We start from the raw sequence: 22,177 nt of genomic DNA, 5'->3' as shown, positions 1-22,177 counted from the left end.
CTCCGCCGGCGGCCTCGCGCCGCCGGTACCTCACCAAAAGAGCAGGCCGAGGATGCCGCAGACGATCAAGAGGCACCCCACCACTTCCGTACGGTTCACCCGCTCATGGAACAGGAAGTAGGAGGCCATGAAGGTGAAGACGAGCTCGATCTGGCCGAGCGCGCGCACATAGGCGACCTGCTGCAGGCTCATCGCCGTGAACCAGCAGGCCGAGCCCAGCACCCCGGCAATGCCGACCAGCGCCGACGAGCGCCAGCTCCTCAAGACCTGCACGATCTCGTTTTTATCCTTCCACAGCATCCAGACCAGCATGAAGGCCGTCTGGAAGGTGGTGACGCAGGCGAGCGTCACGGCCGCATTCATGATCGGGCCGGGACCGTCCAGCGATAGCGACGCGCTGCGATAGGCAACGGCCGAGACGCCGAAGACCGCGCCGGAGGCGATGCCGATCAGCGCGGTGCGGCTGGTGAGCGCCGCGAATGTGTTGCGCCAGGAGAGCGGCGCGCGGGCAACGGAAATCAGCATTACGCCGATGACGCCGACCACGATGGCAACGATGGCACCCGGCGTGATGCGCTCGCCGAGCAGCACGAAGCCGAAGATCGCCGCCTGCACCGGCTCGGTCTTAGAATAGGCCGTGCCGACCGCGAAATTCCGGAGCGAAAAGAGATAGACCAGCAGCATGGTCGCGAAGATCTGCGCCAGACCGCCGACCACCGCCCAGAAGGCGAAGTTCCAATTGAGCGTGGGGAAAGCAAGCCCGACACCCCAGTGCAGCACGACCACGTAGAGAATGGCCAGCGGAAAGCCGTAGCCGAAGCGCACGAAGCTCGCGCCGCGCGTGCCGAGCTTGCCCTGAAGATGTTTTTGCAGGGCCGAACGCAGGTTCTGCAGGAAGGCGGCGGCGATGGTGATGGGGATCCAGAGTTCCATGCCCTGCCGCTAGCATGCGGGTTGCCGCAAATCCATCATCTGCAAGGCCCGGCCGCGAAAATTCCGTTTTCCTCGACGGTCCCCCGTGCCATAAGACGCCCTATGAGCGATCTTCCGAACAAAGCCGACTTTTCCGCCGTGCGTGACTGGGTCTTCGACCTCGACAACACGCTGTACCCGCATCACATCGATCTCTTCGCCCAGATCGACAAGAACATGACGGCCTATGTCTCGGCCCTGCTCGGCCTGTCGCGCGAAGACGCGCGCGCCCTGCAGAAGCAGTATTACTACGATCACGGCACGACGCTGAACGGGCTGATGATCCACCACAAGATCGATCCGGCCGACTTTTTGGAGAAGGCGCACGCCATCAATTACGACGTGCTGTCGCCCGATCTTTCGCTCGGCGAGGCGATCCAGGCGCTGCCCGGCCGCAAGTTCATCTTCACCAACGGCAGTGTGAAACATGCGGAGATGGCCGCCAGGGCGCTTGGCATCTTCCACCATTTCGACGACGTCTTCGACATCGTGGCGGCCGAATATGTGCCGAAGCCGGCGGGTGCCACCTATGACAAGTTCATGGCGCTGCACCGGGTGGATACGCCGCATGCCGTGATGTTCGAGGACCTGCCGCGCAATCTCGTGGTGCCCAAGGCGCTCGGCATGAAGACCGTGCTGCTCGTGCCGCAGGATGCGGATCACGAATTCGTCGATGCCTGGGAAAAGCGCAGCGACGACGACCGGCATATCGACTATGCGACGTCGAACCTCACGGCCTTCCTCAACGCGCTTCTCTAATTAAGCCCGACACATTCCGGACACGGAAAAAACCCTTTTCGGCCAAAGGGTTGAATTACCAATTTGTAACTGGCACCCGCCAGCGTTCCCTCTATCCTGTCTTTCAAGGGACATGATGGATGAAAGGAACGACCATGGCTAAAAAGGAACTTCTTCTCGGCGCCGTCGCCGCCGGCCTTCTTCTCTCCGGTGCCGCGGCACCCGCTTTCGCCGCCAAGGGCGAAGGCAAACATCATCAGCGCCATGCCGCGATGATCGAACGCCTCTATACCAACAAGGACGGCAAGGTCTCGCTCGACGAGTTCAAGGCCAATGCCTCCGCCGCCTTCAAGACCTTCGATGCCGATGGCAATGGCCAGGTAACGAAGGACGAAATCAAGGCACGCCATGCGGCCTTCAAGGAGGCCCGCAAGGCCGTTCGCAATGCTGCGGATGCAGACAAGGACAAGGCCCGCCAGGCGCTCCAGGCTGCAGGTCCCTTCATGCTGCCGGGTGCCGGAAAGATGTTCGACCGGACCGATACGGACAAGAACGGCTCGCTCTCGCAAACCGAAGTGCTTGCCGCGGCGGAGACGATTTTCGCGCATCGCGACGGCAACAAGGATGGCGCCCTCGATACGGCGGATGCCGGCGCGATGAAGGGCAAGGGCCATCACGGAAAGGGCCACGGCAAGGGCGGCGAAGAGCGCGCCGAGCGCATGCTGAAGCGTCTCGACACCGATGGCGACGGCAAGGTCTCCCAGGCCGAGATGCTGGCCCAGGCCACCAAGACCTTCGAGCGCTTCGATACCGACAAGAACGGCGAAGTCTCCAAGGCGGAAGTCGATGCCAAACGGGACGCGTTCCGCGACGCCCGCAAGGCTTTCCGCGCGGTGAAATCGACCGACGAGGAAGCCCGCAAGGCCGCCCGTGAAGCGCTTGGCGAAGCCCGCATGGACCGTATGGGCGCCCGCATGTTCGAGCGCGCCGACGCGGACAAGAACGGTTCGATGACCAAGGCCGAAATGGAACCCGCTACCGCCGCGCTGTTCAAGCAGCGCGACCGCAACGGCGACGGCTTCCTCACGCAGGACGAACTCGGCAAGCGCCCCAAGCGGTAATCCTCCTCGCAACAGCACGTCCGACTGAACGCCCCGGCCTCAAAACCGGGGCGTCTTTTTACGCCGGCATCGCAAACGAAAAAGGCCGGCGTTTCAGCCGGCCTTTCTGTTTGGTTCGCTCGGCTTCGCCTCAGAACTCTTCCCAGTTGTCCTGGGCAAGTGCGGTGTTGCCGGCGACCTGCGGGATGGCGCGGGCGGTGGTGCGCGGTGCCTGGTAGCTGCTGCGCGCGGCAGCCTGCGGACGCGCCGCCTGCTGCGTCGGCTGGGCAGCTGCCGCAGCGGCGCCGGCGCGGAAGCGGGCAACCAGCGACTTCAGCGTCTGCGCTTCGTCGTTCAGCGCCATCGAGGCGGCAGTGGTTTCCTCCACCATCGCGGCGTTCTGCTGTGTCACCTGGTCCATCTGATTGACGGCAGAGTTGATCTCCTTGAGGCCGACGGCCTGTTCGGAGGCCGACTGCGAGATCTGGCGGATCAGGCCGTTGATCTGGATGACCTGGTCGGCGATGTTTTCCAGCGCCTCGCCGGCCTTGCCGACGAGATCCACACCTTCACGCACCTGCACTTCCGAGGTGTTGATCAGCGCCTTGATCTCCTTGGCCGCCTTGGCCGAGCGCTGGGCGAGCTCGCGCACTTCCTGTGCGACGACCGCAAAGCCCTTGCCGGCTTCACCGGCGCGGGCCGCCTCGACGCCGGCATTCAGCGCCAGAAGGTTGGTCTGGAAGGCAATCTCGTCGATGACGCCGATGATGTTGGAAATTTCGCCCGAGGAATGCTCGATGCCATGCATGGCGGCGATCGCCTTCTGCACGACCTCGCCGGACTTGCTGGCATCGCTGCTGGCCGTTTCCACGGATTTGGCGGCAACGCGGGCATTGTCGGCGCTCGAATTGACCTGCGAGGTCAGTTCGTCGAGGGCGGCTGCGGTTTCTTCCAGGCTTGCGGCCTGCTGTTCGGTGCGGTGCGACAGGTCGGCTGCGCCGCGGGAGATTTCACCCGTGCCGCCGCCGATATTGCCGACCGAGGTGTTGACCGTCTGGATCGTCTCTTCGAGGCTGGCGATGGCCGAGTTGAAATCGGTCTTGAGCTTGCCGTATTCGCCGGGGAAATCGCCCGACAGACGGAAGGTCAGGTTGCCGGACGACAGCTGTGCAAGGCCGTCGCCGAGGCGGGCGACGATATCGCGCTGCAGGGCGCTCGATTCGGCGCGCTCGGCTTCCGAACGGCCGCGTTCGGCCTCCGTCAGCTGGCGCTGGCTGTTGGCTTCGGCTTCCAGGCGCTTGGTATCGGCCAGCTGATGACGGAAGCCTTCCAGCGCCTTGGCGACCGAGCCCGTCTCGTCCGAACGATCCTGGCCGGCGATGGGCTGGGTATAGACGCCGTTGCTCAGTGTCGCGACGTCGGCGACGAGACCGGCGAGCGGCTTCTGCACGAAGGTGCGCACCGCGAAATAGAGGCCAGCGAGCACGGCACCCAGAACGATCAGGCCGCCGACGATCATCATAAAGGTCTGATCTTGCACCGGCGCGTTGATCGCGGCGCGCGGCACGTCGACAATGACGGCCCAGGTCGTGTTGATGTCGGGCAGCGCGAACGGATAGACGACGCGGTCGAAGGAGGCGAGTTCGCCGAAGGTGAGGTTGGCGATATGGCCGATCTTTCCGGTCGCCAGCGAGTCCTTCACCACCTCGTTGCCTTCGCCGTCATATTCCTTCATCAGCAGCTCGACCGTCGGGGCGACGATCCACTTGGCGCCCTGGGAGACCAGCATGACGCGGCCTTCGCCGAAGGGCTTCAGCTGGCTGAGTTTCTCGTAGAGGGTCTTCAGCGATACGTCGACGCCGGTGACGCCGATCATCTTGCCGTTGACATTGACCGGATAGGCGATGGAAGCCATCGTCAGGCCGTCGCCGGTGGAGGTTTCCTGGTAGGGCTGGCTCATGGCGCCCTTGCCGCTCTTGGCGGCGAGCGAATACCATTCGGCCTTGTAATCGGATTCGAAGGTCGACAGCGTGATGTTACCGTCCTTGCGCTTCGTCCAGTAGGGGTTGAACGAGCCGTCCTTGTGGGTGCCGGTCTCCAGCTGTTCCGCCGTCTCGCGCGACTTGCCGTCGAAGGCGTTCGGCTCTTCGGCAAACCAGCTGCCGAGCGCGAAGCTGTTCTTCTCGGTGTTCGCCTTGAGGATGGCGACGACGTCCTTGCGGTCCAGGAAGCCAGCCGTGTGACCCTGCTCGATGACGCCGCCCATGGCGCGCGCGGCGCCGGCAAGCGCGCCGATATCGGCGGCGATGTCAGAGGCGATCGCCTTCGCTTCGGTATCGGCCTGCGTATAGACGAGATCGGAAACGCGGCTCTGGGTCTGGCCGATCAGGACGGTATTGGAAGCGAGCAGCACCAGGGCGATCGTGCCGCCGGTGACCACGATAAGCTTCGTCGCGAGCGACTTGGCCTTGAACTTGAACATGAAATCCTCACGATGATAGACGTCCGCGGCGGACGGCCGCGAAGAAGCACATTCACTGGGCAGGGGATCTCCATCATGGAGGGCGGGGCGCAGGACCAGCGCCAGAGACGGCCGCTTCCTCGAAGGCGCGGCGTCTGAAGACTTCAGTAACCCATAAAATATTAATAAATAACCAAGCGTCGATGCTATGAACCGGCTCAACCGGTTGAATTCTCAGGCGTCGCGCGCAATGCGACGCCTGATTTGCCATCTGTGAAATCCTGGTGACGCCGCAGTTGTATTTCGTCCCTAGATATTCGCATCGACGGTTGCGGCGAAGGGGATCGACGGCTGGGCGCCCGGCTTGAGGCAGGCAAGCGAGCCTGCGACGGAGGCACGCCGCAACGCATCCTTGAAAGCGAGGCCGGCATCGAGCGAGGCGGCGAGATAACCGCAGAACGTATCGCCCGCCCCCACCGTATCGACCGGCTCGATGGCAAGGCCGGCAGCGCGGAAGATCTCGCCCTTGCGGATGGCGATGACGCCATCGGCGCCGAGCGTCACGATGATCGTCTGGCTGCTTTCGGCATGCAGCGCCCGCAGGGTCGCCTCGCGCGCCTCGTCGGTCAATTCGCCCTTGCCGACATAGAGATCGAATTCCGTCTCGTTGGCGACGAGGATATCGGCCATAGCGCCGAGACGGCGGGCGTCCGCGCCGAAGGGCGCGATGTTGACGATCGAGGTCACGCCCTTCTGTTTGGCGGCGACAAGGGCCGCCTCGATAGAGCTGTTCAATATCTCGAACTGCAGCATCAGATAGTCGCCGCGCGTCATGGCGCCGACCGTGCGGCGGGCATCCTCCCCGGTAACGGTGGCGTTGGCGCCGGGCACGACGACGATGACATTCTCACCGTCATCTTCGGCAACGAGGATATGGGCGGTGCCCGTGGCCTCGGCGGCATAGCGTACGCCGTTGAGATCGACAGCCGCATCGGCGAGCAGCGCGAGCGCCTGGCTGCCGAGACGATCATCGCCGACGGCGCCGGCCATGCGCACCATCGCGCCGGCACGACGGGCGGCGAGCGCCTGGTTGGCACCCTTGCCGCCGGCAGCAGTTGTGAAGCTTGTGCCCATGACGGTTTCACCGGGCTTCGGCAGGCGTTTAGGCGTGGCGATGAGGTCCATGTTGATGGAGCCTAAGACGGTGATCATGAGAGTTGCCCCTGTTGTTTCCGACGGACACTGCCTGAGGCGGTCAGTCCTCGTCAACTATCCTCAAGCGCAACTGGCCCGACCGGCTTTCAACTGTTGTTTCCGCCTGTGGAGAAGGCGCCGAAACTGTCTCGAATTCCAGTTCGCCGATGCGCGCGCCGCGGCGCGCAAGCTTTTCCGTCGATGTGAGAATCAGGTCCACGTCCTTCTGGGCGGAGGTAAAATGGCCGTGCAGCTTGCGCACCCGGTCATCGAGCCGCGTCAAATCGTCCATCAGCCTGACGACCTCGCCCTGGATGACATGGGCCTGCTCGCGCATGCGCTGATCCTTCAGGAGCGCCTGCAGCACCTGCACGGAGAGCATCAAGAGCGAGGGCGAGACGATGACGATGCGGGCGCGGTGCGCCTTCTGCACGACGGCTTCGAAATTCTCGTGAATACTGGCGAAGATCGATTCCGAGGGCACGAAGAGGAAAGCGGTGTCCTGCGTCTCGCCGGTCAGGAGGTATTTTTCCGAGATGTCACGGATATGGATTTCCATGTCGCGGCGAAACTGCTGGGCGGCGGCCTTGGCCGCCTCCGGCGAGCGCCCGTCCGACATGGCGTTCCAGGCCTCCAGCGGAAACTTCGCGTCGACGACCAGTGGCGGCTGGCCGTTCGGCATGCGGATGGTGCAGTCGGGGCGCACACCGTTGGAAAGCTGCGCCTGGAACTGGTAGGCGCCCGACGGCAGGGCATCGGCGATGATCGTCTCCATGCGCGACTGGCCGAAGGCGCCCCGCGTCTGCTTGTTGGAGAGGATCGCCTGCAAGCCGACAACGTCCTTGGCCAGCGACTGGATATTGGTCTGGGCCGTGTCGATGACGGCAAGACGCTCCTGCAGGCGGCGCAGGTTCTCATGTGTGGCGCGGGTCTGTTCGGAAATCGACTGGCCGAGCCGCTGGGTCAGCCCGTCGAGCCGCGTGTTGATCGCCTGGTTGGTCTCCGACTGCTTGGCACCGAAGACCTCGGCCATGGCGGCGACACGCCCCTGCATTTCCGTCTGCGCCTTCAGAAGCGCGGTGAACCGCAGCTCCGCCATCGCGGCCTCTTCGCGCCGGCGTGCCTGGCTGCGGCGTGCCGACAGCAGAGCAAATATGCCGAGAAGCACGGCCATAAGCAGCACCAGCACCGGGCCGGGACCACCGAACCGCGCGAGCAGAGAGGCGACGAGACTATCGAAGGAAGGATCAATCATTCGGCGACCATACCATGGTTTGCCGCGGAAAACAGATCATAACGTGAACAAATTCGATGTACCGACCGCCTCGGAACGGCCAAGCCGATTGAAAGCGCAAAAAAACCGCGCTAAGGAGGCGCATGACCATCAAGCCGCTGATTATCCTTCCCGATCCGATCCTTCGCCAGGTTTCGAACCCAATCGAGACCATTGACAGCGAGGTGAAGACGCTCGCCGACGACATGCTGGAAACCATGTACGATGCCCCCGGTATCGGCCTTGCCGCCATCCAGATCGGTGTGCCCCGCCGCATGCTCGTGCTCGACGTGTCGAAGGACGGCGAGGACAAGCAGCCGCTCGTCTTCATCAATCCCGAAATCGTCGCCGCCACGGATGCGCGGTCTGTCTATGAGGAAGGCTGCCTGTCGATCCCGGATTATTATGCCGAGGTCGAGCGCCCGGCCGGCATCACCGTCAAGCATCTGGACCGCGACGGCAAGGAACAGCTGACGCAGGCCGACGGCCTGCTCGCCACCTGCCTGCAGCACGAGATCGACCATCTGAACGGCGTGCTGTTCATCGATCATATTTCCAAGCTGAAGCGCGAAATGGTGATCCGCAAATTCACCAAAGCCGCGAAGATGCGCGGCAGCAAGGCGCTCTGAAGCCACCTTAACCTCACGGAGGCTGACCGATGGCCCTTCGCATTATTTTCATGGGCACGCCGGATTTCTCCGTTCCCACGCTAGCGGCCCTCAAGCAGGCCGGCCACGAGATCGTTGCCGTCTATTCGCAGCCGCCCCGCCCCGCCGGGCGGCGCGGCCTGGAACTGGTGAAATCGCCGGTGCATCAGGCCGCCGAGCTGCTCGGCATTCCCGTCCGCACGCCCGTCAACTTCCGCGACGACGCCGAGCGCGAGGCGTTTCGCGAACTGGATGCGGACGTAGCGGTCGTCGTCGCCTATGGGCTGCTGCTGCCGGAGGCGATCCTCTCGGGCACGCGTCTCGGCTGCTACAATGGCCATGCCTCGCTCCTGCCGCGCTGGCGCGGGGCCGCCCCCATCCAGCGGGCGATCATGGCGGGCGATTCCGAGACGGGCATGATGGTCATGAAAATGGACAAGGGGCTTGACACAGGCCCCGTCGCGATGACCAGCCGTGTCGCGATCACCGACAGCATGACGGCAGGCGAACTGCACGACAAGCTGATGCAAGTGGGCGGCAGGCTGATGGCGGACGCCATGGCGAAGCTCGAGGCCGGCGAACTGTCTCTGACGCCGCAGGCCGATGACGGTGTCGTCTATGCCGCCAAGATCGACAAGGCGGAGACACGCATCGACTTCTCCCGTTCGGCCAGGGATGTGCATAACCATATCCGCGGCCTCTCGCCCTTCCCCGGCGCGTGGTTCGAGTTGCCGATTGCCGGCAAGCCGGAGCGCGTGAAGGTTCTGGCCAGCGCCCTTGCCGCTGAAACGACCCGCAAGCCAGCCGGTACGGTGGTCGATGACATCATGACCATCGCCTGCGGCGATGGCGGCACAGTGCGGCTCGTGCGCTTGCAGAAGGCCGGCGGCAAGCCGCTCGAGGCCGGCGATTTCCTGCGCGGCACGCCCGTCGCGGCCGGCCAGGTCCTTTCCTGATGCCGCGCTATCGCCTGCGCATTGAATATGACGGCACGCCCTATGTCGGCTGGCAGCGGCAGGACAACGGTCCCTCCGTGCAGGGCGCCGTCGAGGCGGCGATCTTGTCGCTGACGGGGGAGACCGTGTCCATTCGCGGCGCGGGACGCACGGATTCCGGCGTGCATGCCATGGGACAGGTCGCGCATGCCGATCTCATGCGCAGCTGGCAAGACCACACGCTGCGCAATGCGCTGAACGCCCATCTCGGCATGGCGGGAGAACGTGTCGCCATTCTCGATGCGGCCGAAGTGCCCGACGATTTCGACGCGCGGTTTTCCGCGAAGAAGCGGCACTATCTCTACCGCATCATCTCGCGCAAGGCGCCGCTGGCGCTGGAGGCGAACCGTGCCTGGTTCGTCACGAAGGAACTCGACCATGAGGCCATGCATGAAGCCGGGCAGATGCTGGTCGGCCGGCATGATTTCACGACCTTCCGTGCCGCCCAGTGCCAGGCGAACAGCCCGATCCGGACGATCGACCGGCTGGAGGTGACGCGCAGCGGCGATCTCATCGAGATGAGGGTGTCCGCACAAAGCTTCCTGCACAACCAGATCCGCTCCTTTGCCGGCACGCTGAAGCTCGCCGGCGAAGGCAAATGGACGGCGGACGATGTGCGCAAGGCGCTGGAAGCCCAGGACCGCAAGGCCTGTGGACCGGTAGCGCCGCCGGACGGGCTCTACTTCATGGCTGTGGATTACTAAGCCGGCAGCGTGCCAAGCAGCCCCTGCAATTCCTGCCCGGCGATCATCGGCGACAGCACGAAAATCGCCGTGATGGCGGAAGCGAGCAGCGTCTGCTTGCCGACACACATCCAGACCAGCCGGAACTGAAGCACGACGCTTGCGCCGAAGATCGCATAAAGCAGCAGGCTGGCAAAGGGCGCGCTGGCGGGCAGGACCAAGGTCAGCGCGAAGGGAATGGCCGCGGCATAGGCGAAGGGCACGGCAATCCAGTTGCTCGCCGTCACGACGGTCGCGAGATATTGGCCGTAACCGAGCGGTCGGGCGAGCGCGGCCAGCAGCGCCAGGGGCAGCAGCCAGCCGACGAGATCAATGAAAGCGAGCTTCACGAGGAAGGTGACACCGGCATGCGTTTCCGCCGGCATGCCGGCGAGGTAATAGAGCCGCCACGAGGCCCAGATGACGGCGAAGGCGGGCAGGCACCAGAGCACAGCCCAGAAGGACCGCGTCAGCCCGCGCATCGTCAGGTCCAGCCAGCCGAAGCCTTCCTGCTTCTGTTTCAGGAGCAGGTAGACACCGGTCAGATAATACAGGACCTCATCAAGCCCGGGCATCGCCGAACCAGCGTTCGATGAACGTTTCGTAGATCACGGTCAGCGTTTCCAGATCGGCGACCGCCACGCGCTCGTCCACCATATGCATGGTCTGGCCGACGAGGCCGAATTCCAGCACAGGGCAATAGTCCTTGATGAAGCGCGCATCGGACGTACCGCCCGTCGTCGAGAGTTTCGGCGCCCGGCCGGTGACGGCTTCGACGGCACCCGACATGGAGGCGATCAGGCCGTTGTTGCGCGTCAGGAAGACATGGCTTGGGCGCTCGGCCCAGGTGATGTCGTAGGAGAGCGGCGCGCGGCCGGGGCGCAGCTTCTCGTCGGCGGCCGCGGCATCGAGCCGGCGCACGATCTCGCCCATCACGGTGTCGGCGGTCCAGGTGTCGTTGAAGCGAATGTTGAAGCTAGCCGTCGCCTTGCCCGGCACGACATTGGTCGCCCGGTTGCCGACGTCGATGGTCGTCACTTCGAGGTTCGACGGCTGGAAACTTTCCGTTCCGGCGTCGAAGGGCGGATACATCAAGGCATCCGTCAGCGTGACGATGCCGCGCACGGCATTGTCGGCGAGATGCGGATAGGCGGCGTGGCCCTGCACGCCGTGAACGGTGATGGTGCCGGAGACGGAGCCGCGCCGGCCGATCTTGATCATGTCGCCAAGCTGGTCGGGATTGGTGGGCTCGCCGACGAGGCAGGCATCCCAGCGCTCGCCGCGCTCGGCGGCCCATTGCAGGAGCTTGATCGTGCCGTTGACGGCGGGACCTTCCTCATCGCCGGTGATGAGGAAGGACACAGAGCCCTTCGGCGGGCCGTTTTTCTCGATATGGCGTGCGACGGCGGCGACGAAGCAGGCGATGCCGCCCTTCATGTCGACGGCGCCGCGGCCGAACATCTCGCCATTGGCGATCTCGGCGGCGAACGGATCATGCGTCCAGGCGGCCGCATCGCCGACGGGCACGACATCCGTATGGCCGGCGAACATCAGGTGCGGCCCCTCGGTGCCGATGCGGGCATAGAGGTTCTCGATATCGGGCATGCCGGGCTCCGCCGCGACCATGCGCTCCACCGTGAAGCCGAGCGGCTCCAGCATGGCGGCAAGCGCCGTCAGCGCGCCGCCCTCGGCCGGCGTCACGGAGGGGCAACGGATAAGCGTTGCAAGGTTCTGGATCGGATCGGCAGAGGTCATGAGGCACGCGGTCACGGCATGAGAACAGGGAGAATCGAGATGTAGCGATCAGCCGGGGATTTGTCACGCGCAGCCAGGGACAGCGAGCGTCAGTCCTTCGGACGATTGGCCGCGCGCCCGTAATCGTTCGGGCCGTTGGTGCCGGGCCAGACGAGGAAGGCGATGAGCGCGAAGATGAGATGGCGGGAATGAACAGGCAAATGATCAGCGGCACCGGCAGGTTCATGTCGTGCAGCCGCTTGATCGTCAAAAGGATGGAGGAGACCGTCGACACGAGGCCGACGCCGACGAAGACGAAGGACCAGAACAGGAAGGTCGGGTCTTCCTTGGGCACCATGACGATCTGCGTCAGCGCGGCCGAAAGCAGCATCAGCCAGAAGGCCCAGCCGAGCGCGAAGGGCGCACGGCTGAGGCGGCCGGACCAACCGAAGAAGAGCCAGGTGAGGCTCGGCCCCTGCTCCTCGACGGCGGCCATGGCTTAGTCTCGCAACAGTTCGTTGATGCCGGTCTTCGAGCGAGTCTGGGCATCGACGCGCTTGACGATGACGGCGCAGTAGAGGCCGGGCGCGGGCAGGCCGTTCGGCATGGTCTTGTCGGAGGGCATGGAGCCGGCGACGACGACCGAATAGGCCGGCACTTCGCCGTAGGTCACTTCGCCGGTGGCGCGGTCGACGATCTTGGTCGACTTGCCGATGAAGACGCCCATACCGAGCACGGAGCCCTCACGAACGATGCAGCCTTCGACGACTTCCGAACGGGCGCCGATGAAGCAATTGTCCTCGATGATGGTCGGGCCGGCCTGCATGGGCTCCAGCACGCCGCCGATGCCCACACCGCCCGAGAGATGCACATGCTTGCCGATCTGCGCGCAGGAGCCGACCGTCGCCCAGGTATCGACCATCGTGCCCTCGCCGACATAGGCGCCGAGATTGACGAAGGAGGGCATCAGGATGGCATTCGGCGCGATATAGGCCGAGCGGCGCACCACGCAATTCGGCACAGCGCGGAAACCGGCCTTCTCGAATTCGTTGACGCTCCAGCCGTCGAACTTGGAGGGTACCTTGTCCCACCAGGAGGATTCGCCCGGGCCGCCCTTGACGATTTCCATCGGGTTCAGGCGGAAGGAGAGCAGCACGGCCTTCTTGAGCCATTGGTTGACCGTCCAGTTGCCGTCCTCGCCTCGCTCGGCGACGCGTACCTTGCCGGTGTCCAGCAGGTTCAACGCCGTCTCCACCGCATCGCGGACTTCGCCGCGCGTTCCGGTATTGATGCCGTCCCGTTCCTCGAAGGCGCGGTCGATGGTTGCGGACAATGCGGACAGGTTGGACGTGCTCATCGGAATTCCTTAAACTTCGACACTTATTTTTGATTGTCGGGATACCGGAAGGTCGATTTCATCAATCTGCAAGATGCTCTAGAGCAAGTGTCGGGAAAGATGAAGCCCCTTTCCGGCAGATACTGTCGCACGGGCGAAATGGTAATCCCGTGGGCGAAGAAAGCAGGACATGACATGGCAAGACTGAAGAAGAAGAGCCTGCGCCGCAAGGACGGCGTGTGGGATCCGTTGGCCGACAGCGCGCAGGACAAGCACCGCGCCGCCGTGGTGCCGCAGACGCCGCAATCGGCCCATCCCGCCTACCGGCTTGCCTATGTCGACGACGATTTCCTCTGCCGCGAGGAGCTGCGCCCGGTGCGCCTCCAACTCGAACTCCTGAAGGTCGAGATGATGCTCGCCGAGCGCGGCATCAAATCGACCGTCGTGATGTTCGGCGGCGCGCGCATCCCCGCGCCCGGCCAGGAAGCTTGGGCCGCACGCAACGAAACGCAGCGCGCCAATCTCGAGGCCGCCTCGGTCTATTATACGGAAGCCCAGAAGTTCGCCCGGCTCTGCTCGGAAAAGTCGGCGGAGCTCGATTACAAGGAATATGTCGTCGTCACCGGCGGCGGACCGGGCGTGATGGAGGCGGGCAACCGCGGGGCGGCCGATGTCGGCGCGCCTTCGATCGGCCTCAATATCGTCCTGCCGCACGAGCAGGCGCCGAACCCCTATGTGACGCCGGAGCTCAGCTTCAATTTCCACTATTTCGCGATCCGCAAGATGCATTTCCTGCTGCGCGCCAAGGCGGTCACGGTGTTTCCGGGCGGCTTCGGCACGCTGGACGAATTGTTCGAGACGGTGACCTTGATGCAGACCGGCCGCATGGCGCTGGTGCCGCTCATCCTGTTCGGCAAGGAGTTCTGGCACAAGATCATCGATTTCGACGCGCTCGCTGCTTTCGGAACGATCGCGCCCGGCGATGTCGAGCTGATGCAGTTCGTCGAGACCGCCGACGAGGCCTGGGACATCATCGTCAAATTCTACGAAAAGATGGAAGCCGAGCAGGCGGCTGCCGCGCACGGCTGAGGCGCTCCGCCCGTGCCTACTTGCGTTCGGTCGGCTGTGCCTGCAGCCGGCCGCGCGACCGTGAGCGCGCCGCACTGGCGAGGCGCTGCGTCGCCTCCTTCAGCTCCAGCTCGGTAAAAAGCGGCTGGTATTCCGGCCGCAGCATCAGCGCTTCCATGGAAAGCTCGGCCTTGCCCGCGTCGAGCAGGCGCTCAAGCCCCGTCGTGCCGGGCTTGAAGACGAGATCTTTCGCGGCAGCCACGCCGCCGTTCAAGAGCACGAAGCGACGCAGCAGCACCGGGCGGAAGCCGAGTTCGGCGAAACGGTCGTAGAGACCCATCATCTCCTTGTGGAAACGGGCCTCCACAGCGGGGCCGGCGCTGCGCGGGCCGCGCATCACAGGCGGCCGACGCGCTCGGTGAGCAGCGCGAAGAAGCCGTCGGCGTCGACATCCTTCATGACACGCGCATTGTGCCTGCGACCGGTGACCTGCCACCAGTCGACGACGGTCATGCCCACCGTCAGCGGCGAGGTCGTCTCGACCTCGACATTGCAATCGCGACCGGCAAAAAGCTCCGGCTTCAGGAGATAGGCGATGACCGTCGGGTCATGCAACGGGCCGCCGTCGGAGCCGTATTTCTCCACGTCGAAACGCTCGAAGAATTCGAGCATCTCGACAAGGGCCGTCGCCGGGCGATTGCCGATGTCGCGCAGCCTGGCGACACGGCTCTTCAGGGTCAGCACCTTGTGGGTGACGTCGAGCGGCATCATGACGATGGGGATGCCGGACTGGAAGACGACGGCGGCGGCTTCCGGATCGACATAGATGTTGAATTCGGCGGTCGGCGTGATGTTGCCGCCCTCGAAGAAGCCGCCGCCCATCATGACGAGTTCGCGCACGCGGCCGGCAATGTCGGGCGCTTTCTGGAGGGCGGTCGCGATATTGGTGAGCGGGCCGAGCGTGCAGAGGGTCACAGTGCCCTCCGGCTCGCTGCGCAGCGTCTCGATGATGAAATCGACGGCATGCTGCTCCTCCAACGGCATCTGCGGCTCGTGCAGTTCCGGACCGTCGAGGCCGGTCTTGCCGTGCACATGCTCGGCGGTGACGAGCGGACGGGCGATCGGCTTGTCGGCGCCGGCAAAGACTTTCACGTCTGTTCGGGTGCAGAATTCCAAGATGATGCGGGCATTGGTCGAGGTGCGCGACAGCGGCACGTTGCCGGCCACCGTGGTGATGCCGAGGATTTCGAGTTCCGGGCTGCCGAGCGCCAGCATGATCGCGGCGGCATCGTCCTGCCCCGGATCCGTGTCGATGATGATTTTCCGTGGCTCGGACATGCCGTTTCCATCCCGTGTTTCTTATGATTCGTGGCGCGCCTCGCGCGGGCGAAGCGGCGACTATATTTGCGAAATCGCCGTTCGCAAGCGTCTTGCGCCGCCGACGCGCAATCACCATATTGCAGCCATCGGGATGCCGAGACCGGGTCCCGCCACAGTCGCTTGAAAGCCAAGGACTAGACGATGACACGCATGACCCCTTTTGCCAGCCCGCTGATGCTGGGCTTTGACGCCATGGAAAAGACCCTCGAGCGCATCGCCAAGGGCAATGATGGCTATCCCCCCTACAATATCGAACGTCTGCGTCCCAACGGCGATACCGGCGCGCCCGAGCGCCTGCGCATCACGCTCGCCGTCGCGGGTTTCTCCGAGGAGGAACTCGACGTGACGACGGAGGAAAACCAGCTCGTCATTCGCGGCCGCCAGGTCGACAATGGCGAACGGGATTATCTTTACCGCGGTATCGCCGCCCGCCAGTTCCAGCGCACCTTCGTGCTTGCCGACGGCATGCGCGTTCAAGGCGCCGAGCTGAAGAACGGTCTCCTCTCGGTGGATCTCGTCCGGCCCGAGCCGGTGCGAATGGTAAAGAAAATTAACATTTCCGTATCAGACTAGATCATGAGCCGTTCCTGCGGGAACAACCGCCGGACCGTCTCGAGCGTAACCTGATCGCTGACGCACCGAGCGCCATTGTGGCCGCGGGCGCCCAGCGGCCGGCATTTGCCGGCATTGCCATGGAGGCAAAGATGGGACTGAAAATCGCAACCCCGACCACCGTCTCGAAGGCAGACCTTGCGCATCTCGGCGCCGGCGAAGTCGGTTACATCAGGAAGATAAAGGCCGACGAAGTGTCGCGCGTCTTCCCGGAAGCCCCGGAAATCGATCCGAGCCTGGACCTCTGGGCCCTGTTCGGCGCCGACGGCACACCGATCCTGCTGACCGACAACCGTTCCAGCACCTTCTACAAGGCTGCCGAGGACGAGCTGCGCACCGTCAGCCTGCACTAAGCTTGAAGACCGGACCTTCCGTCAGAGACGGCGGAAGGTGAGATAGGCCGACTTGCGGCCTTCGCGCTTGGCCTTGGCCTCGTAGCGCGTGCCCGGCCAGCCGGCATAGGGCGTCAGCCAATCGGCCGCGTTTTCCGCGGTCCACACGAAAGCGGGATGAGCCCCGCAGTGCATCAGCGTCCAGTTGACATAGGTGTCGATGTCGGACGCGAAGCAGAAGAGCCCGCCCGGCTTCAGCACCCGGGCAAAGCGGTCCAGGTTAACCCTGGAGACGAACCGCCTCTTCCAGTGCTTCTTCTTCGGCCACGGATCAGGATAGAGCAGGTCGATCTGATCGATCGAATTGGCAGGCAGCCAGTCGAGCAACTCCGTTGCATCGTCATCATAGAGCCGGATGTTCTTCGCGCCCGTTTCCTCGACGCGGCCGACCAGCTTCGCCATGGAATTGACGAAGGGCTCGACGCCGATGAAGGCGGTCTTGGGCGTTTCCAGCGCGCGGTGGATGAGATGCTCGCCGCCGCCGAAACCGATTTCGAGGCGCATGCGCTCCGGCTTGAAGCCGTAAAGCGTGGTGATGTCTGCCGGAGCCTCGGTCGACAGGTCGACCTTCAGCTCCGGCAGCAGGGTTTCGAGATGCTGCACCTGCCGATCGCGCAGGGGTTTGCCCTTGCGCCGGCCGAAAAAGGCCTCGCTTGCGCGGGTGGGGTGCTCGGCATCGCTCATATCGGGTCTCAGTTCTTTACGGCGTCCTTGAGGGCCTTGGCGAGATCGACGCGCTCCCACGAGAACGAGCCGTCACGGCCGGCCTTGCGGCCGAAATGGCCGTAAGCAGCGGTCTTCGCATAGATCGGCTTGTTGAGGTCGAGATGGCGACGGATGCCCGACGGCGAGAGGTCCATCACCTTGCGGATCGCATCCTCGACGGCGTCTTCGCTGACCTTGCCCGTGCCGTGCAGATCGACATAAACCGAGAGCGGCTGGGCGACGCCGATGGCGTAGGACAGCTGGATGGTGCAGCGGTCGGCAAGACCGGCGGCGACGACATTCTTGGCCAGATAGCGCGCGGCATAGGCGGCCGAACGGTCGACCTTTGTCGTATCCTTGCCGGAGAAGGCGCCGCCGCCGTGGGGGGCCGCGCCGCCATAGGTGTCGACGATGATCTTGCGGCCGGTGAGGCCGGCGTCGCCATCGGGACCGCCGATGACGAACTTGCCGGTCGGGTTGATGTACCAGACGCAATCGTCGGCGATCTTGATGTCATGCAGGGCTTCGCGGATATAGGGCTCGACGACCTCGCGCACCTTCTTGGAATCCCAGCTGTCATCGAGATGCTGGGTGGACAGAACGATCGAGGCCACATCGGCCGGCTTGCCGTCGACATAGCGCACGGTCACCTGGCTCTTGGCGTCGGGACCGAGCTTGCCGGCATCGCCTTCGCCCTTCTTGCGGGCAGCAGCGAGCAGCTGGAGGATGCGGTGCGAATAGTAGAGCGGCGCCGGCATGAGTTCCGACGTTTCGCGGCAGGCGTAACCGAACATGATGCCCTGGTCGCCGGCACCCTCGTCGCCCTGTTTGTCGGCGGCGTTGTCGACGCCCTGGGCGATATCGGCGGACTGCGAATGCAGGAGCACGTCGATCTTCGCCGTCTTCCAATGGAAGCCGTCCTGCTCGTAGCCGATGTCGCGGATCGCCTTGCGGGCGGCCGACTTGAACTTGGAGGGGTTGATGACGTCCTTGCCGTCCTTGTCTTTCTTCAGGAGACTCGGCGGCAGGCGCACTTCACCGGCAATGACGACGCGGTTGGTCGTCGCAAGCGTCTCGCAGGCAATACGGACCGACCACGGATCGACCTTCGACTTCACGGCTTCGCGATAGACCAGATCGACGATCTCGTCGGAGATACGATCGCAAACCTTGTCCGGATGGCCTTCGGCGACGGACTCGCTGGTGAAGAGATAGCTGCTGCGCATGCGGGAATTCCCCTCAAAGAAAAATGACTTCGACGTTGTTATTCAGTTCGTCGGGGAAAGACAAGCACACAAGGACATAAGAATGTCTTTATGTCCCGGTTTTCCGGGCGATCCGCCCTGTCGAAAATCACGATGCGCAACAAAAAAGGGCGGCCTGCCCGCCGCCCTTTCATTCATGCCGAAGCTGGAAGGATCACTCGACTTCCATTTCGGCAGCCAGCGCCTTGACGAGATCGACAAGCTTGCGGCGGACCTTGGGGTCGTTGATCTTCACGAAGGCGCGGTTGAGCTGCAGGCCCTCGGAGGAGGACAGGAAATCGACCACGTAATTGGAGCTCGACGCTTCGGCGAGACCGGCCTGAGCATCCGCCTGCTCGCCCGGCGCGTCCTCGAAGAAGAAGGAGACGGGTACGTTGAGAATGCTCGAAATGTTCTGCAGACGGCTGGCGCCGACGCGGTTCGTGCCCTTCTCGTATTTCTGAATCTGCTGAAAGGTGATGCCGAGACTTTCGCCCAGCTTCTCCTGGCTCATGCCAAGCATGGTCCTGCGAAGCCGGATCCGGCTGCCGACATGAATATCTATCGGATTCGGCTTCTTTTTGTTTTCCATCATCACTTTCGTCCTAACGCGGAATGGCCCCACCCTTCCGGCAGCCTCAACGAAGACTTAACGTCACGTTGTATGCGCAACCCCTTAAGGGCTACCACAATACAGGAGAACGGCCGGCGGGTTGCACTATGCTATTTTAGGGGTTTTGGGTCAATTCATCCTGTTTCTAAAACCAATGCGAGAAAACGCCGCTGCCGCAAAGAGAACAGCAAGCACGGCTAGAAACGACCATCCCTGCCGTTTTACTCTGTCATCGACCCGAATTCTTCCCGGAAGAGTTGCATCGACAAATCCGGGCGTATCATACGACATACCCGTCACGATAGACCCCCGGCCGTCCACCACGGCCGAAATGCCGTTGTTGGCGGCGCGAATCAGTGGCAGGCCGCGTTCGACGGCACGCAGGCGTGCCTGCAGGAAGTGTTGGTAGGGTCCGGGCGTGTTGCCGAACCATGCATCATTGGTCACGTTGAGCAAGGCGGCGGCCTGCTCCGCCGTATCGTTGATCTCCGACGGGAAGATCGCCTCGTAGCAGATCAGCGGATAGAAGCCCTTGCCGGCGGCGGTCAGAAGCTGATGCTCGCGGGCAGCGGAAAAGCCGCCGGGCATGGCGGCGACGGCCGAGACGCCGAGGCTTTCGAAGATTTCCTCGAAGGGCATGTATTCGCCGAAGGGCACGAGATGCACCTTGTCGGCGGCGGCGATGATCTGGCCCTTGCCGTCGATGACATAGATGGAATTGTAGTAGCGCGGCGCCTTGCCGGAGCCGGCACTTTCCGTGCGCACCGCGCCGGCGATCAGCACCTGGTCATCCTCCAGCACATCGGCGATGCGCACCAGCGCGTCGGGATTGTCCGTGAGGATGAAGGGGATGGAGGTCTCCGGCCAGACGACGATATCGGGCCGTTTGCCGCCATCCGCCGGTTTTTCGGCGCTCAGCTTCAGATGCTTCTCAAAAATCTCGACGCGGGCGGAATCGTCGAGCTTCAGCGCCTGGTCGATGACCGGCTGGATGAGGCGGACGACGGTCGCCTCGCTCTGCGGCGGCGGCACGATGTTGAGTGCATAATAGCCGTAGCCGACATGGGCCGCGAACAGCAAGACGGCGAGCGTCAGCCCGGAAACACGGCCGCGCCGCGTGCCGATCAGCGCCGGGGCGGCGAAGACGAAGACGGCGAGTGCGTTGATCGTGGCGATGCCGAGAATGCCGGACGACTGCATGAGGAGCGGCACCGGCATGGCACCATAACCGACCGCATTCCACGGGAAGCCAGTGAAGAGCGTGCCGCGCAGCCACTCCCCCACACCGAAAGCGAAGGCAAGGGCGGCGATACGGCCCATGCCGTCCGACCAGAGAAGGCGGGCGATGGCGGCGGCGAGACCGTAGTAAAGCGCGAGAAAGGCGGGCAGGCCGAGAATGGCAAGCGGCAGCGCCCAGGCATATTCGTCGGCCTCTATCAGCAGCGCATTGCCGAGCCACCAGAGCCCGCCGACGAAATAGCCGAAGCCGAAGAACCAGCCGATACGGAAGGCAGGCGCGAGACGCCGGATGAAGCCGGCTTCCGGTGCCGCACTTGCGCCATCCAGCAGCCAGACGAGCAGGGTGAAGGACACAAAAAGAGCCGCGAAAAAGCCGAAGGGCGGCAGCGCCAGCACCCCGATCAGACCCGCAAGAAATGCCACCAGCGCCCGTCTCGTTCCAGACAGGAGCATGACCGTGCCCGCGAGCCGCTCCATGCCGTCCCCTTTGTTTTGCCATCCCCGAATCAGCCGCGCCAGTCTTCCAAAAAACCAACGCCTTGTCCTGCCGTAACACAGGACAAGGCGTAGATCATTTTGGGGATCAGGCAGATGGCGTCAGTCGGCGCTCGCCTTGCCGGCCTGCTGTTCCGGCGCCTTGTCGCGATCGGCGGCACCGTTTGCCCCCTCACCTTCCGGCCGGCGCTCGCGGCGGCGCACCGAGCTCGCGCGCTTGCGGGTGACGCGCACGCGCTTGACGCGGCGCGGATCGGCATCGAGCACGTGGAATTCAAAGCCCGGCACAGCCTGAACGACCTCGCCACGCGCAGGAATACGGCCGAGCGAGGCGAAGATCAGACCGCCGAGCGTATCGGCATCCTCGAGCTGTTCACGGATGTCGAAATCCGGGCCGATGGCTTCGGCCAGCTCTTCCAGCTCGACACGCGCATCGGCGATGAACACGTCGTCGCTGACACGCTGAATCATCGCTTCTTCGTCGTCGTGCTCGTCCTCGATATTGCCGACGACCATCTCGACGATGTCTTCCAGCGAGGCAAGGCCATCCGTGCCACCATACTCGTCGATAACGAGCGCCATCTGCGTGCGGTCGGCCTGCATGCGCGCCATCAAATCGGCGGCGAGCATGGACGGCGGCACGAAGAGAACCTGGCGGATGATGCCGGCTTCCGCGACAGTCTTCGACAGATCGACGCGGCCGAGGTCGAATTCAGCTTTTGGCGCGCGGGCGGGTTTTTCGCCGCCATTGGCGGTGGCGGCCTTGGCGCCGGTGCGGCGCTTGTTGCGCGCCTGCTTGGTGACATAGGCGAGCAGGTCGCGGATGTGCACCATGCCGCGCGGGTCATCGAGGCTTTCATTATAGACCGGCATGCGCGAGCGGCCGGAATCCTCGAAGATCACCATCAATTCGGCAATCGTGATGTCCTGGTCGACGGCCTCGATATCGGCGCGCGGCACCATGACATCCTCGACCCGCACTTCGCGGAAGCGGAGAATGTTGTGCAGCATCGCCCGTTCTTCGGGCAGGAAGGCCGGCTCGCCGCCGGTGTCTTCCGTCATCAATGCCTCGGCAAGGTCCCTTCGGAGCGTGGAGGCACCCGTCATGCGCCAGAGCCGGGCTGCGCGGGACCAGAGCGATGTCCGCCCCCCGCTTTCCTGCTTCGGCGCGCTGCTACTACTGCCCGCCTCGTCCTGACTGGAGGCGTCCGCCTCGTGCTTTTCCGTCGTTGCCGACTGATGTCTGAAGTCGCTCAT

Annotated in this window: 22 protein-coding genes and 1 pseudogene; 8 read left to right on the top strand and 15 right to left on the bottom strand. The window is 63.8% G+C overall.

What is annotated here, in order from left to right; all coding sequences use genetic code 11:
* Positions 1-30 precede the first annotated feature (30 nt).
* The gene (locus ACOZKU_RS08085) at positions 31-933 is read right to left on the bottom strand and encodes an EamA family transporter (RefSeq protein ID WP_421578437.1); all 903 of its coding nucleotides are present in this window, start codon (positions 931-933) and stop codon (positions 31-33) included.
* A gap of 102 nt (positions 934-1,035) precedes the next feature.
* Here ACOZKU_RS08085 and ACOZKU_RS08080 point away from each other — a divergent pair, with 102 nt between their 5' ends.
* The gene (locus ACOZKU_RS08080) at positions 1,036-1,731 is read left to right on the top strand and encodes a pyrimidine 5'-nucleotidase (RefSeq protein WP_421578436.1); all 696 of its coding nucleotides are present in this window, start codon (positions 1,036-1,038) and stop codon (positions 1,729-1,731) included.
* Positions 1,732-1,865: 134 nt separating this feature from the next.
* Positions 1,866-2,831 carry an EF-hand domain-containing protein gene (locus tag ACOZKU_RS08075; protein ID WP_421578435.1) on the top strand — a complete coding sequence of 322 codons (966 nt, stop codon included), beginning with the start codon at positions 1,866-1,868 and terminating at the stop codon, positions 2,829-2,831.
* A 130-nt stretch (positions 2,832-2,961) separates the two neighbouring features.
* On the opposite strand, the gene ACOZKU_RS08070 is transcribed toward ACOZKU_RS08075, so the two are convergent.
* The 3 genes from ACOZKU_RS08070 to ACOZKU_RS08060 form a co-directional block, all read right to left on the bottom strand.
* On the bottom strand, positions 2,962-5,292 hold the full coding sequence (locus ACOZKU_RS08070) for a methyl-accepting chemotaxis protein (RefSeq protein WP_421578434.1): 2,331 nt from the start codon (positions 5,290-5,292) through the stop codon (positions 2,962-2,964).
* A 288-nt stretch (positions 5,293-5,580) separates the two neighbouring features.
* Positions 5,581-6,483 carry a ribokinase gene (locus ACOZKU_RS08065; RefSeq protein WP_314090335.1) on the bottom strand — a complete coding sequence of 301 codons (903 nt, stop codon included), beginning with the start codon at positions 6,481-6,483 and terminating at the stop codon, positions 5,581-5,583.
* Positions 6,484-6,526: 43 nt separating this feature from the next.
* Positions 6,527-7,720: a DNA recombination protein RmuC gene (locus ACOZKU_RS08060; RefSeq protein ID WP_421578432.1), complete on the bottom strand. Its 1,194-nt coding sequence runs from the start codon at positions 7,718-7,720 to the stop codon at positions 6,527-6,529.
* A gap of 122 nt (positions 7,721-7,842) precedes the next feature.
* Here ACOZKU_RS08060 and def point away from each other — a divergent pair, with 122 nt between their 5' ends.
* From def to truA, 3 genes are read left to right on the top strand one after another with little or no spacing between them, the layout of a single operon-like run.
* Complete coding sequence (gene def / locus ACOZKU_RS08055; protein WP_421578431.1) at positions 7,843-8,367, top strand: peptide deformylase; 525 nt, start codon at positions 7,843-7,845, stop codon at positions 8,365-8,367.
* Between the two features lie 29 nt (positions 8,368-8,396).
* On the top strand, positions 8,397-9,341 hold the full coding sequence (gene fmt, locus ACOZKU_RS08050; RefSeq protein ID WP_421578430.1) for a methionyl-tRNA formyltransferase: 945 nt from the start codon (positions 8,397-8,399) through the stop codon (positions 9,339-9,341).
* The gene (gene truA, locus ACOZKU_RS08045) at positions 9,341-10,084 is read left to right on the top strand and encodes a tRNA pseudouridine(38-40) synthase TruA (RefSeq protein ID WP_421578429.1); all 744 of its coding nucleotides are present in this window, start codon (positions 9,341-9,343) and stop codon (positions 10,082-10,084) included. The genes fmt and truA overlap by 1 nt, the downstream gene beginning before the upstream one ends.
* Here truA and ACOZKU_RS08040 read toward each other — a convergent pair.
* The 4 genes and pseudogenes from ACOZKU_RS08040 to dapD all read right to left on the bottom strand — a co-directional run bounded on the left by ACOZKU_RS08040 (position 10,081) and on the right by dapD (position 13,193).
* Positions 10,081-10,677 carry a hypothetical protein gene (locus ACOZKU_RS08040; RefSeq protein ID WP_421578428.1) on the bottom strand — a complete coding sequence of 199 codons (597 nt, stop codon included), beginning with the start codon at positions 10,675-10,677 and terminating at the stop codon, positions 10,081-10,083. The two genes, truA and ACOZKU_RS08040, sit on opposite strands and share 4 nt — an antisense overlap.
* Positions 10,664-11,857: a succinyl-diaminopimelate desuccinylase gene (gene dapE / locus ACOZKU_RS08035; protein ID WP_421578427.1), complete on the bottom strand. Its 1,194-nt coding sequence runs from the start codon at positions 11,855-11,857 to the stop codon at positions 10,664-10,666. Before dapE ends, ACOZKU_RS08040 begins: the two co-directional genes overlap by 14 nt.
* Positions 11,858-12,095: 238 nt before the next feature.
* Positions 12,096-12,332, bottom strand: a pseudogene (locus ACOZKU_RS08030) (DUF805 domain-containing protein); the annotation flags it as partial.
* A 3-nt stretch (positions 12,333-12,335) separates the two neighbouring features.
* Positions 12,336-13,193 (bottom strand): 2,3,4,5-tetrahydropyridine-2,6-dicarboxylate N-succinyltransferase, encoded by an 858-nt coding sequence (gene dapD, locus ACOZKU_RS08025; protein ID WP_421578426.1) that lies wholly within the window; start codon positions 13,191-13,193, stop codon positions 12,336-12,338.
* Between the two features lie 174 nt (positions 13,194-13,367).
* Here dapD and ACOZKU_RS08020 point away from each other — a divergent pair, with 174 nt between their 5' ends.
* On the top strand, positions 13,368-14,261 hold the full coding sequence (locus ACOZKU_RS08020) for an LOG family protein (RefSeq protein ID WP_314090361.1): 894 nt from the start codon (positions 13,368-13,370) through the stop codon (positions 14,259-14,261).
* Between the two features lie 16 nt (positions 14,262-14,277).
* Here the strand turns inward: ACOZKU_RS08020 and ACOZKU_RS08015 are convergent, their stop codons facing one another.
* Together ACOZKU_RS08015 and ACOZKU_RS08010 are read right to left on the bottom strand one after the other, a co-directional pair.
* Entirely contained in the window at positions 14,278-14,637 is a 360-nt protein-coding gene (locus ACOZKU_RS08015; protein ID WP_314090363.1) for a hypothetical protein, read from the bottom strand.
* Positions 14,637-15,578 carry a nucleoside hydrolase gene (locus ACOZKU_RS08010; protein WP_421578425.1) on the bottom strand — a complete coding sequence of 314 codons (942 nt, stop codon included), beginning with the start codon at positions 15,576-15,578 and terminating at the stop codon, positions 14,637-14,639. The genes ACOZKU_RS08015 and ACOZKU_RS08010 overlap by 1 nt, the downstream gene beginning before the upstream one ends.
* A gap of 183 nt (positions 15,579-15,761) precedes the next feature.
* Between ACOZKU_RS08010 and ACOZKU_RS08005 the strand changes: the two genes are divergently transcribed.
* Complete coding sequence (locus tag ACOZKU_RS08005; RefSeq protein WP_117367731.1) at positions 15,762-16,193, top strand: Hsp20 family protein; 432 nt, start codon at positions 15,762-15,764, stop codon at positions 16,191-16,193.
* Positions 16,194-16,324: 131 nt separating this feature from the next.
* A complete protein-coding gene (locus ACOZKU_RS08000; protein ID WP_314090372.1) occupies positions 16,325-16,585 on the top strand; it encodes a DUF1150 family protein in 261 nt (86 codons plus the stop codon).
* A gap of 21 nt (positions 16,586-16,606) precedes the next feature.
* Here the strand turns inward: ACOZKU_RS08000 and trmB are convergent, their stop codons facing one another.
* The 5 genes from trmB to ACOZKU_RS07975 form a co-directional block, all read right to left on the bottom strand.
* Positions 16,607-17,308, bottom strand: a complete 702-nt coding sequence (gene trmB, locus ACOZKU_RS07995) for a tRNA (guanosine(46)-N7)-methyltransferase TrmB (protein ID WP_421578424.1) — start codon at positions 17,306-17,308, stop codon at positions 16,607-16,609.
* A gap of 8 nt (positions 17,309-17,316) precedes the next feature.
* Positions 17,317-18,555: a methionine adenosyltransferase gene (metK, locus tag ACOZKU_RS07990; RefSeq protein WP_314090378.1), complete on the bottom strand. Its 1,239-nt coding sequence runs from the start codon at positions 18,553-18,555 to the stop codon at positions 17,317-17,319.
* Between the two features lie 193 nt (positions 18,556-18,748).
* A complete protein-coding gene (locus ACOZKU_RS07985; protein ID WP_314090381.1) occupies positions 18,749-19,168 on the bottom strand; it encodes a helix-turn-helix domain-containing protein in 420 nt (139 codons plus the stop codon).
* Between the two features lie 147 nt (positions 19,169-19,315).
* A complete protein-coding gene (gene lnt / locus ACOZKU_RS07980; RefSeq protein WP_421578423.1) occupies positions 19,316-20,902 on the bottom strand; it encodes an apolipoprotein N-acyltransferase in 1,587 nt (528 codons plus the stop codon).
* 120 nt (positions 20,903-21,022) lie between these two features.
* Positions 21,023-22,177, bottom strand: coding sequence for a hemolysin family protein (locus ACOZKU_RS07975; RefSeq protein ID WP_421578422.1), 1,155 nt, complete (start codon positions 22,175-22,177; stop codon positions 21,023-21,025).

The organism is Shinella sp. M31 (genome assembly GCF_049199205.1).
Lineage (GTDB): Bacteria > Pseudomonadota > Alphaproteobacteria > Rhizobiales > Rhizobiaceae > Shinella.
This window is presented reverse-complemented; position numbering and strand designations above follow the sequence as displayed.